General features: G+C 44.8%; 10 protein-coding genes. 1 reads left to right on the top strand and 9 read right to left on the bottom strand.

Annotated elements, in window-relative coordinates:
* Positions 1–511: 511 nt before the first annotated feature.
* The 3 genes from FY534_RS06830 to murF all read right to left on the bottom strand — a co-directional run bounded on the left by FY534_RS06830 (position 512) and on the right by murF (position 3,221).
* Positions 512–853, bottom strand: coding sequence for a tRNA-binding protein (locus FY534_RS06830; protein ID WP_072873181.1), 342 nt, complete (start codon positions 851–853; stop codon positions 512–514).
* Positions 854–1,040: 187 nt separating this feature from the next.
* Positions 1,041–1,691, bottom strand: a complete 651-nt coding sequence (locus tag FY534_RS06825; RefSeq protein WP_072873182.1) for an HlyD family secretion protein — start codon at positions 1,689–1,691, stop codon at positions 1,041–1,043.
* 147 nt (positions 1,692–1,838) lie between these two features.
* Positions 1,839–3,221: a UDP-N-acetylmuramoyl-tripeptide--D-alanyl-D-alanine ligase gene (gene murF / locus FY534_RS06820; RefSeq protein WP_072873183.1), complete on the bottom strand. Its 1,383-nt coding sequence runs from the start codon at positions 3,219–3,221 to the stop codon at positions 1,839–1,841.
* 54 nt (positions 3,222–3,275) lie between these two features.
* On the opposite strand from murF, the gene FY534_RS06815 reads away from it, so the two are divergent.
* Entirely contained in the window at positions 3,276–4,448 is a 1,173-nt protein-coding gene (locus FY534_RS06815) for a D-alanine--D-alanine ligase family protein (protein WP_072873184.1), read from the top strand.
* 12 nt (positions 4,449–4,460) lie between these two features.
* Here FY534_RS06815 and FY534_RS06810 read toward each other — a convergent pair whose 3' ends face one another.
* The 6 genes from FY534_RS06810 to FY534_RS06785 all read right to left on the bottom strand — a co-directional run bounded on the left by FY534_RS06810 (position 4,461) and on the right by FY534_RS06785 (position 11,686).
* Complete coding sequence (locus tag FY534_RS06810; protein ID WP_072873185.1) at positions 4,461–5,360, bottom strand: complex I NDUFA9 subunit family protein; 900 nt, start codon at positions 5,358–5,360, stop codon at positions 4,461–4,463.
* Positions 5,361–5,408: 48 nt separating this feature from the next.
* Positions 5,409–6,170, bottom strand: a complete 762-nt coding sequence (locus FY534_RS06805) for a DnaD domain-containing protein (RefSeq protein ID WP_072873186.1) — start codon at positions 6,168–6,170, stop codon at positions 5,409–5,411.
* Between the two features lie 86 nt (positions 6,171–6,256).
* The gene (gene asnS, locus FY534_RS06800) at positions 6,257–7,552 is read right to left on the bottom strand and encodes an asparagine--tRNA ligase (RefSeq protein WP_203115488.1); all 1,296 of its coding nucleotides are present in this window, start codon (positions 7,550–7,552) and stop codon (positions 6,257–6,259) included.
* Between the two features lie 142 nt (positions 7,553–7,694).
* Positions 7,695–9,110 carry a group II intron reverse transcriptase/maturase gene (gene ltrA / locus FY534_RS06795; protein WP_203115324.1) on the bottom strand — a complete coding sequence of 472 codons (1,416 nt, stop codon included), beginning with the start codon at positions 9,108–9,110 and terminating at the stop codon, positions 7,695–7,697.
* Positions 9,111–9,614: 504 nt separating this feature from the next.
* Positions 9,615–11,150, bottom strand: coding sequence for an AAA family ATPase (locus FY534_RS06790; protein WP_083574048.1), 1,536 nt, complete (start codon positions 11,148–11,150; stop codon positions 9,615–9,617).
* On the bottom strand, positions 11,150–11,686 hold the full coding sequence (locus FY534_RS06785; RefSeq protein WP_238413703.1) for a hypothetical protein: 537 nt from the start codon (positions 11,684–11,686) through the stop codon (positions 11,150–11,152). The genes FY534_RS06790 and FY534_RS06785 overlap by 1 nt, the downstream gene beginning before the upstream one ends.
* Positions 11,687–11,709 lie beyond the last annotated feature (23 nt).

Here is an 11,709-nt window from a genome sequence, read left to right as displayed (position 1 = left end):
GCTGTAAAAAAAGACGGGTTAAAGTTAGAAAAGATAAATACATTTTTCATCGCTGGAAGAGGGTCGGTAAAAGCACCAATCAGACTGAATCAAACTAGCCAGTTGATTCCATAACGGTACAATGTAACGTTCAATAGATTCGTGCAGTTTGTAACAATCCTGTACGCTATATTCATGATTTTTTACAATAAACAAACATAGCTCGTACTTGAGCGTACGGTATTTCTACTCCCTCCCAATCGACAGACAGTCTCCCTCAGAATGGGTTGGATTATCAACTGGTCATACATGTATTTGTCACGCTGGTGAAGATTCATTGTGTCTCTATAAAAATCAATTCGGTGTCCAGAAATTGCTTCTTGAATTTCATTCATCAATTTTTGTTCTTGCTCCAGCCAGGATTTTAGATCAGCAACCGAATCGGTGGAATATCAAAAAGATTCGAACTGATACAATCCATTCTGAAATTACCACCTATCAATTTGGTCAACAAAAATACAGTTAAATATGCTTATCCTATTGGCGATCCGTTTTCGGCTCTTTCATCTGGTCTTAACAAAATAACATCTCCATCTTCCCCCATCGAACCTAAAACCAACACTTCAGATGAAAAACCTGCAATATTTCGCGGAGGTAAATTGACTACAGCCACTACTTGACGGCCAATTAAATCGTTTGGTTGATATCTTTGAGTAATTTGAGCGCTGGAATGACGAATACCTAGAGGTCCAAAATCGATGGTTAATTGATAAGCTGGTTTTTTTGCTTTTGCAAACCTCTCTGCTGACAATATGGTCCCAACTCGCATGTCAACCGAAAAAAACTGTTCTGCCTCGATTCTCGGCTTATTCATAGTGGATCAGTCATCCTTTATATAGATTTTTCTATCTATTTTACGAAAAATAGCTCTTAACAGGTGCTTTTTTAAGCAACACGAAGTTAAGAGCTTTCTTATGTCCGAATTCAGTTGACTTTTTTCTTAGCCTTAGCCCGATCTTGATAGAACGAGATACATGGCGTATGTTTTATTCCAGCTAAGATTATTTGTGGATTTTGACTGTAGCACTCATGCCAGGTACCAAGCCGATTCCCTGGTAACCTTGTAAAGCGATACGCACAGGAATAACCTGCGTTACTTTTGTGAAATCAGCTGTGGTACTTTGTGTAGGAAGAAGCGAAAATGTACTAGCCGTAGCCATTCCGATGTCTTCTACCGTACCTTTGATTGTGATTCCTGGAAATGCGTCCACATAAACATTCACATTTTGTCCAATCTTAATTTGACTGATTTGAGTTTCTTTAATATTGGCTGTCACATAAAGTTGCTGCATATTGTAGGCATAGGCAAGCGGTGTGCCAGCCGCTACAAATTCGTTATCTACCGCTTCATTTTGCACGACGGTACCATCTTGAGGCATTGGAATAGCGACGTCCACTGTTTTAGTACCCTGTTGCATTTGAACATCCCCTACGGTATCCCCACTTGTGAAGGTACGTCCAAATGTTCCATTCCAATCCACAACTTTGCCTGAAGCAGGCGCGGCAATTACAATTTGTTTACCAGTTACGGATGCATCATCAGTTGTCAGATAAAGGGTAGATTGATTATAAAAGTAGTACCCTACAAAACCGGCAATGACGATGACTAATAAGATAATGACGTTAATAATTAACAATCTACGGGCGTTCATAGAGAGGTGTTGCCTCCTCGCTTAGTGAACTTGGTTGACTCAGATAACCAAGTCTCTCTTTTAGTTTAGACACTGTATTATTTATCAAATGCATCTTTTGTGTCAATGGCAGACACGGGGTGAGACTGTGATTTTTTTGGCGAATTTTTAACCGTTCACCAAATGCTCAACAATCTTTTCAAATTGCATGCCTCGAGAAGCTTTGACGAGTACGACTGAATCCACAGGAAGCAAAGATGGTAAATGTGGAAGTGCTTCCTCTATGCTGGGAAAGTATTCGCATTTTCCACCAGCTTGGGCAATCGCATCAGCCATAATCTTTGCAAATTGTCCAATACATATAACAGGAATTCCTAGGTGAGCGGCATATTCACCTACAGTGCGATGTCCTTCTTCCGTATAGTTTCCTAGTTCATACATATCTCCAAGAATGGCCCACTTCTTTTTGACATCGCCAGTTATTTTTAACACGTCTAGACTTGCTCGAGCTGACAGAGGCGAGGCGTTGTAAGAATCGTCAAGAATCGTGCGTCCATAAGCGCCTTTTCTAGGGTAAAGTCTTCCTTGTGTCGGTCGATAAGTGGCCATTCCTTGAATTAAGCCCTCAATTTCATAACCACAGGCAGATGCGGCAGCGAGCACAAGCAATGCATTCTGCACATTGTGTAACCCACTTGCCAACAAACGGACAGAGTGTCGATGGCCGTTCATCACGAATGTGAAAGAGGTCTCTTCATCCCCAAGTTGAATATCATTTGCGTATACGGAACATGTTTGGTCATGCAAACTAACATCCACTATCTGTGCTTTCGTTCGATGAATACGTTTTTTTAAAAATGGATCGTCCATATTGACAATCGCAAAGCCGTCAGCTGGCAACGCTGCAAATAATTCGGTTTTTGCATCGGCTATAGCCTCTTGACTGCCGAGCAATTCAATGTGACTGTGTCCAATATTGGTAATGAGTCCACAGGTTGGACGTGCAATTTGGCAAAGTTCCGCAATTTGTCCTCTTCCCCTCATCCCCATTTCCAGTACCATAGCACCATCTTTAGGCGAACGTTGTAGTATAGTAAGAGGCATGCCGAGTTCATTGTTGAAATTTCCTTTTGTACCAAGAGGTTGTGTGACAGTTGAGAGAGAAGCTAATAGCATCTCTTTGCTGGTGGTTTTTCCGTTGCTGCCTGTAATACCAAATACAGGACCATCAAACGAATCTCTTTCTTGTCGAGCAATGGCTTGAACAGCTTGTAAAGTGTCTTGAGCCAGCAAAACAGGAAAATGTGCGAAGTTTTGTAGAGCGTATTGTGCCTCAGGACGGCTTATGATGACAGCAGCAGCTTGTTTACTGAATGCCTCTTCAATCCGCTCGTGGCCGTCAACCCGAGTGCCGGTAAAAGCTACAAACACGTCTCCGGGTTGTAAGGTTCGAGTATCAATGGAGATACCGGTAACAGGTTGTTGAGGATTTCCTTGCAGCAGTGTAAAAGGATAGGCCTGGAGTAAGCGTGAAATTGTGGTTGGTAGCATGAGCATCCCCCTGTGTTTGAATAATAAAAGGATTTATTTAAAGGAGAGAGCGATTTGAAACGATTGCGGGTTGGCGTACTCTTTGGTGGAAAGTCAGGCGAACATGAAGTATCTGTAATGTCCGGGCGCTCTATGATTCAATCATTAGACCCCTGCAAATACGAAGCGATTCCCATTGGAATCAGCAAAGAAGGTAAATTTGTACTAGGTGAAGCTGCGCAGACTGCTTTACAGCGCGGTTTGGTAGAGTCTTTACCGAGTCATACTGTCCACCCTGGTCTTGGCGAAGAAATGGGAGAAGCGTGGTCTCACCTGTCCCCCAACGTAACCCCTGCTCACCATGTCAAGTATACAACGGAAAACCATGATACGCCGAAAGTGGATGTTATTATCCCTGTCTTACATGGTTCCTATGGTGAAGATGGGACAATGCAAGGTATGTTAGAAATGTTAGGTATACCTTATGTAGGCTCGGGAGTCCTCGCTTCTGCGCTCTGTATGGATAAAATTGCTATGAAACAGCTTTTTTCAGCTCATGGCTTTCCGCAAGTCAAATATATGTCTGTATTGCGATCAGAATGGGAAAACGATTCACAAGTAGTAGAGCGACGCATTGAGGAAACACTTGGATATCCCTGTTTTGTCAAACCGGCAAATCTTGGATCGAGTGTTGGCATCAGTAAGGTAACAGAACGAAACCGTCTCCATGAAGCTATGCAGTTGGCAGCTCGGTATGATCGACGCTTAATTATAGAACAAGGGCTTCAAGTTCGTGAAATTGAAATCGCTGTGTTAGGCAATGATAATCCTCAAACCTCTGTACCAGGCGAGGTTATACCCGCTGGAGAATTTTATGATTATAACGCCAAATATATAAGCGGAGAGTCGGAATTATTAATTCCTGCGCCTATGAGTGACGCTCAGAGACAAGAAGTGCAGGAAATCGCAATTGCGGCTTATCGGGCAGCAGATTGTGCAGGACTGGCACGTATAGATTTCTTTATTGAGAAAAACACGGGTAAAGTTTATTTAAACGAAATCAACACCATGCCAGGATTTACTCAATACAGTATGTATCCTAAGCTTTGGGAAGCTACCGGAATGGGTTACGCAGAACTGGTGGACCGTTTGATTCAATTGGCGCTTGAACGCTTTGAAGAGCAAAAACGCAAACTGACTGATTTTGCGCTGCCTGGTCAGTCTGTGTCAACCTCAGCAGAGAACTAGAAAGCTTTAGAGTCAAGACCATTCCGCTTGGAACGAAAGAGGTGTCAGATGAAAGTCACTGTACACCTCTTTCCAACGTGGAGATACGTTTCCCTCTTTCAGCATTTGTAATTGATCAGAAGTAATAGGGAACCAAGAAAAAACCTCTAATTTTTTGGCTGTGGCCAACAGAGGTGAAAACGGTAAAAACAGAGGATAAAAAGGACGTTTCAAGGTCTTGGCAACTGCGCGCAAGATTTCTAAATAGGTTAATGTTTGCGATCCGGCAAGATCATACGTCTTCCCGATGCTGTTTGCTTCCTTCAGAGCCGCGCAAAAAACGGATGCTACTGTGTCGATTGAGACAGGTTGTAAACGCTGTAGACCATTTCCTGGAATGGGTACAACGGGAGATTTCTGAACGAGATCACCCAGTTGGCGGAGGAAATTAGGACCTTCCCCACCTTTACCAAAAATGACGGAAGGTCGAAAAATTGTGTATTCCAGTTGTGAGTTACGAACAACTTCCTCAGCTTCCCACTTCGATTGGTGATATTTAGAAATTGCATCGCGACGGGCACCCAGAGCGCTCATGTGAACAATTCTCGTCACTCCAGCTCGTTTAGCAGCTTCTACGATATGGTGAGTGCCCACTCGATGGATATTGTCCATAAGAATATTTTGTCGTGGATCTTCTCTGATAATTCCAACCAAGTGAAGAATGGCTTGGCATTCTTGTGCTGCCTGCTCCACCGCTTTTGCATCTAAAATATTTCCCTTTATAACTTCTACTTGAGTATTTTCCACGTCTTTCAGTGTTTCTAGCGGTCGCTGACCACGTTGAAAAACGCGAACTTTATATCCTTCCTGCAACAGTTTGCGAACGATGGGATATCCTACATAACCTGTACCTCCAGTGACAAGTACACGCATTCGTTTGGCTCTCCTTTTGGCTTGTTCGCAAAATTGATCTTTACTTCTTCAGGCGTCCGGAAATAACTCATAAAAAGCGCTATATCGCTGATCTCGTTGAGACGTACTTCCGTTTTGCGTTGACTTTCCATAATTTTGTATACCTGAAGTAGGCCGACGAGACGATGGTGCAGATGTCTTTGGCTGTTGTTGAACAGCCCGAAAGTTCTCTCTGTAATTTTCTAATTCTTGTCTGGTGCGGATACGGTTTTTTTGCCATTGATAAAGTACCCTGTCGATATATTTAAATGCGAATTTATTGGCATAAACCGCTTCGCGCAATGCCTCAATAATCATCCATTCAGGTAATTTGTCAACTTCAAGCCACTGTCTAAGCTGTTCTAATTCTAGCCCAGAGAGCGGCCGTCCAAATTCTTCCTCAAAAAGAGTGACTGGATCTTTTCTCCACTCCCGATAAGGGGTATCTTTTTGACCACGAATTTTGCGCCATAAGGGAGCCAAATCAAAATAAGTACAATGTGCTCCTTGTTCGTCAATTCGCTCGCCCACCGCCAAGTAGTTACTTTGTACAAGGCGGTCTAAACAACGCATCACTTCAATGGACGTCATTTTGCAACGATTGGCCAATTCAGCACCAGAAATATCTGTGGTACCTTCAATTTGTGATGCGGCTAAGATATGAAGGAGAACCATAAATTCAGATGCACTTACATCCAATTCTGAATAGGACGAGAGTAACAAGGTTGGCACGGCAACAAAAGGTTGACTTAAAAAATCTGCATCATGCAGTGTTCGAGAAGATGGCTTCATCTCGTTTCCCCCTATTCTCCTCAAAGTATAACATGGTCAGATGCGAAGGACAGTTTTCTTTACTTTGAGGAGAAACAGAACTTCCATTAAGGTTTCAATCGATAGAGCATGCGCGGGAAAGCGGCAGCCTCACGAACATGTTCAAGACCACAAATCCAAGCTACAGTCCGCTCTAATCCAATGCCAAAGCCGGAATGTACGACACTGCCGTAACGACGCAAATCCAGATACCAGTCGTAATCTTCTTTGGGAAGTTGATGTTCTTCAAAACGTTTTTCAAGCAGGGCGAAATCATGAATACGCTCACTTCCGCCAATAATTTCTCCGTATCCTTCTGGAGCTAATAAATCTGCGCAAAGTGCCACCTCAGGGCGATCCGGATCAGGTTGCATATAGAAAGCTTTTATGGCTGTAGGGTATCGTTCAATGAAAACAGGTCGATCGAATTGAGCCGCCAAAGCTGTTTCGTGAGGTGCTCCAAAATCTTCACCCCATGCGATTTCATAGTTATTGTCATTGAGCCACTTGATAGCCTCGTCATAAGTCATTCGTGGAAACGGTGGTTGAACGTTTTGAAGTATGCTGATATCTCGTCCCACCGTTTTGAGCTCGATTGCGCAGTGCTTGAGTACATGTTGAACAATATAAGAGACAAATTGCTCTTGAATGCGCATATTTTCATCGTGATCGACAAATGCCATCTCAGGTTCAATCATCCAGAATTCAATCAAATGACGGCGAGTTTTAGATTTTTCTGCGCGAAAAGTAGGTCCCATGGAATAGACTTTTCCAAGAGCCATGGCGGCTGCTTCCATATACATCTGGCCACTTTGAGTCAAGTAGGCGTCTTCATCAAAGTATTGCGTATGAAATAGTTCAGACGTTCCTTCGCAAGAAGTTGGCGTAAGAATGGGCGGATCAACTCGTGTAAATCCGTTTTCTGAGAAAAAAACCGTCATAGCCTGAAGAACTTCTGAACGAATTTTTAAAATAGCACGCTGTCTGGGAGTGCGAATCCAAAGATGCCGATGATCGAGCAAAAAATCCACACCATGTTCTTTTAAACTGATGGGATAGTCATCGGATTGGTGCAACAATTCAACGGATTGAACCGTTAGCTCATAACCATTTTGAGCACGTTCGTCCTCTTTGACTTCACCAGTTACACGCAAAGAAGCTTCTTGCTTTAAAGATTGGCATATTTGAAAGACTTCTTCTGGAAGTTCAGCTTTCACTGCTACACATTGAATCGTACCTGTGCCGTCACGCAGTTGCAAAAATACGATTTTGCCACTGGAACGCTTGTTATAGAGCCATCCTTGCAAGGTTACTGACTGACCGAGAAATTGACCGATATTTTGTATGGATGTTTTGGTTGGCAAAATGTCTCCTCCTATGGACGCTTGTTTCTATAAACAATAGTATGACATTTTTCCTCCTTTTTCGTAAGTGGAATCGAGTAGGAGGGGGTGACTAACCCCCGTCCTCTCACACCACCGTACGTACCGTTCGGTATACGGCGGTTCATGTTGTGGAACGAATCACATCGTATCGCTCAACTAAGCTAACCAGTCCTCGGTCACGCCAATAGGCAAGACCGAGGGCTTTATTCATTTGTGGGGTATTTGAGAGTCTCCAGTAGCCCTTGCGTGAACCGCTTATCAGGACTGCCCATTCCTCGGGAATCCCAAGGACGACGAGGTTTCGTCGCTTTGTCTTAGGTTTCTTCCATTGCTTAAGGAAGCACATTCTCAATCGGTGACGTATCCACTTGTCTAAGTCCTCGAACACACTACGGGTCTGAGCGTGGCGGTAGTAGCCTGCCCACCCTCTTAGATATGCGTTGAGCCAATCGAGTCTTTGTTCCATGCACTGTCCCCGACTTCGCGAGGTAAGTTGTCTGACCTTGTCCTTGAATCGCTTCAGTGACTTTGGTGCTATTCGAATTCGCGGCACTTTGTTAGGTGTGAATGAGAACCCAAGAAACTTGCGTTTCCACGGTCGGTCTACTGCACTCTTATCCACATTGACTTTAAGCTTGAGTCGCTCTTCCACAAATCTGCGCACACTTTCCATGACCCTTTCTCCTGCATGGCGACTCTTCACGTACACGTTGCAGTCATCGGCATATCTGACGAAGCGGTGTCCGCGTCGCGTCAGTTCTTTGTCCACGTCATCCAACATAATGTTGGCGAGTAATGGACTGAGTGGACCGCCTTGTGGAACGCCCTCTTCGGTAGTGACACATACGCCGTGTTCCATGACACCTGCGTTTAGGTATCCACGAATCAGTTTCAGAACTCGCTTGTCTCTTGCCTTGCGAGCCACTCGTGCCATAAGCATGTCGTGGTTCACCCGGTCAAAGAACTGAGCTAAGTCCATGTCCACAACAAAGCGGTAGCCTTGGGCAATGTACATCTGTGCCTGATTGACCGCTTGGTGGGCATTGCGCCCCTGGCGGAAACCATAACTGTACCATGAGAATTCTGGGTCAAAGATGGGCGTCAATACTTGCAGAAGTGCCTGTTGGATCAGGCGATCTAGCACCGCTGGTATTCCCAACATCCTTTTGCCGCCACCGTCTGGCTTCGGGATTTCGACTCGACGTACGGGCAATGGTTGGTAGGTTCCATGAAGGAGTTCGCTTCGGATACGCCCCCAGTTTTCCATCAGGAATGGACGAAGGGATTTTATCTCCATTCCATCGACACCGGCAGCTCCCTTATTCTTCTCCACACGGCGTAGCGCTGAGAGTAGGTTTTCCCGCTCTACTACCTGTTCCATCAGGTCAATACAACTTTCCTCGCGGGCTGGTTCATTGGGTCGTGCCGGAGAGAAACTCGGCGCTTCCTCAGTCCCCCGTGGATTCACCACTTCCTCCTGAGGATAGCTCCCTCGTGGGATATTCGGCTGTCTTTGCTTCTCTCTCGAACTTGCCATGAACAACCCTCACAATCATGTTCAGTCCTTCCCTGCTTGGGCGTCCCCTTGCAGGTAGTATGACCTCTGCTGACTTCTGTCCGTTCAACGTTTCCTTTCAGAAACGCTTACCAGCATCGCTGGCGTGCCGGACAGACCTCCCCGGGTAAGAACGTTGTCTTTCCCTCCATCTACCCGCTCCATTTACTCTCGACAGCCTTCGGTAGCAAGGGCTTTGTCTTGTTTTGCAGACTCACCCAACTGTCGCTAGCCTCGATTGGAGTTCGTGAACCTCGGGTCGGAGGTTTGCCGCCGCCTTCCTTCAGATTCCACCTCACGGTGGACACCCTTGGCTTAAGCTAATGGCTACTGCTACCTTCACCATTCCGGACTCTCACCGTAGAGACAACGCCCATGCCGGGCGCACAAATGAAAAGGGCATCTTCATTGGAGATGCCCTTGAATAGTTTTTATTTTTCCTTACAATCATGCCTCCCGGCATATGGGGTTTTGGTAATTTGTGACTTAAGCCAGTAATACTGTTTCTGGCGTCCGATGTGCTTCCGAAGATTTCATCTCACCTTGTTCTTTTTTATCCTGAATACTGCTCAGCCAATCTCGGAACACAGAACCATCAACGCTTTCTTCGCGCACAATATCAAAGGCAAACTGTGCAATATCTTCGCGATAAGGTCGCAAAATTTCTCTTGTGATACGTTCTTGTTCAGCCAAAATATGGCGAACTTCTGTATCTAAAACATTTTCTGGAAGATGTTCCTCGTCGACAATGCCAATTCGGGATAAACCACAAGTAACAATGGTTCTGGCCAGCGAGGATGCCTGCACAAAATCATTTTGGGCACCTGTACTGCGGTTACCGTAGTGATGTTCTTCCGCCAAACATCCACCTAGCGCAACATTAATTTGTTCTTGCAATTGTTCAAGAGTATACAGATAACGATCCGCTTCTGGAATCTGGCGAACAAAACCAAGAGCATTGCCACGTGGAGCGATGGTAATATGTGAAACTGTACCTGGCCGCATTAATTCGCTGACAATAGCGTGACCAAGTTCATGCACGGCTACCCGTTGCAGTTCATCATCCGTGGGTCTCCGGCCCGTACGCTCGCCCATTAGTACTTTATCCACTGAATCACGAAACATTTCTTGAGTAATTTGATTCGAACCGGCACGCAACGCAGCAATGGCCGCCTCATTGACTAAAGATTCTAATTGAGCGCCAGAAAAACCAAATGTTTCTCTGGCAATGTGTTCGAGATTAAGATTCTCTGAAAGTGGTTTTCCTGCCGTAAGAATTTGCAAAATATGCAAACGTCCTTCTTTATCGGGCAAATCCACTTTAATTTGACGATCGAAACGTCCCGGACGAAGCAATGCCGGATCCAGGATATCCACTCGGTTGGTAGCAGCTATGACCAAGACCAGTGGAGATTGAGTTGTACTCATACCATCCATTTCCGTGAGCAATTGGTTTAAAGTCTGGTCATATTCTTGGTGGCTATGCTGTCCTCTTCGACCACCTACAACGTCAATTTCATCTATAAAGATAATCGCACTGTCTTTGTTTTCCTTTTTGGCTAATTGACGAGCTTTTCGAAATAATTCTCTGATTCTCTGCGCTCCAACGCCCACGTACATTTCTACAAACTCGCTGCCTGAAGCTGCTAAAAATACCGAATCCGTATAAGTTGCCGCTGCTTTAGCCATCAGAGTTTTACCTGTACCCGGTGGTCCTGTCAGCAAAATGCCTTTCAAAGGTCGAATGCCTAAAGTTTTAATACGCTCTCGATATTTAAGGAAATCCAGCGCTTCTCGAAGTTCCCGTTTTGCGTTCTCTTGACCGCCAATTTGATCAAACGATACTTGATGTTTGACAGGAGTCTCTCTACCAGCGCCAGCAACAGCTGTACGTCTCTCCATCATGAACCAGGCTACGAAAGCTAGCCCAGCTAAAAAGAGAATGGGCAGAACGTTGACGTTAAGAAATAATCCTGCAAAAATGACGACGGCTAAACCAATGCCTATCAGCCATTCTTTCATCACTGCACAGCCCCCCCTTGACCAAGCCGATACGCATGGAAGTCGTACAAGTAGTGGCTTCCCTGTTGCAGTTGGATATAAATATTATGGTAATCCATTGTGACACGTGCCTGTATACCTTCTTTGGCCGCTGCTTTTTCAACATTGGCAATCATTTGCGTGTAAGTTCCGTGGTTGAGTCCTTCAAATATGATAGGTTGCAAAGACTCATAATCCAGTGTAAGCGTTTGGTCGCTTTTATCCTTGAGAATAATGGATTCCCCACTGCCCAGCGTTCCAATAACATCATTCTGGATTTCATTGTATGTGGACTGCAAATCATGATTGACCAGCGTTTGAACGGGACCTAATTGAATAACGACTGTATCTGATGGTGAGCGGTTAATGGTAACCGACTCTACTCCAGGTATCTTACTTAATTCCGCCTGTAGAGGAGCAATCAAACGGTATTGTTGATATCCTTGCCAGGCTCCAAACAAAATCCCAAGCGTGACAATTGCGATGACCAGAACGGGGACCATGCGAACTCGTGACAATTCATCACGCTCCCTCCAATGAT

Source organism: Alicyclobacillus sp. TC (genome assembly GCF_016804365.1).
GTDB lineage: Bacteria > Bacillota > Bacilli > Alicyclobacillales > Alicyclobacillaceae > Alicyclobacillus_I > Alicyclobacillus_I tolerans.
This window is presented reverse-complemented; position numbering and strand designations above follow the sequence as displayed.

Coding starts and splice junctions, on each gene's coding strand:
- ltrA (WP_203115324.1), bottom strand. CDS start 9,110: ATGGCAAGTTCGAGAGAGAAGCAAAGACAGCCGAATATCCCACGAGGG.
- FY534_RS06810 (WP_072873185.1), bottom strand. CDS start 5,360: ATGCGTGTACTTGTCACTGGAGGTACAGGTTATGTAGGATATCCCATC.
- FY534_RS06805 (WP_072873186.1), bottom strand. CDS start 6,170: ATGAAGCCATCTTCTCGAACACTGCATGATGCAGATTTTTTAAGTCAA.
- FY534_RS06825 (WP_072873182.1), bottom strand. CDS start 1,691: ATGAACGCCCGTAGATTGTTAATTATTAACGTCATTATCTTATTAGTC.
- FY534_RS06830 (WP_072873181.1), bottom strand. CDS start 853: ATGAATAAGCCGAGAATCGAGGCAGAACAGTTTTTTTCGGTTGACATG.
- FY534_RS06790 (WP_083574048.1), bottom strand. CDS start 11,150: ATGAAAGAATGGCTGATAGGCATTGGTTTAGCCGTCGTCATTTTTGCA.
- murF (WP_072873183.1), bottom strand. CDS start 3,221: ATGCTACCAACCACAATTTCACGCTTACTCCAGGCCTATCCTTTTACA.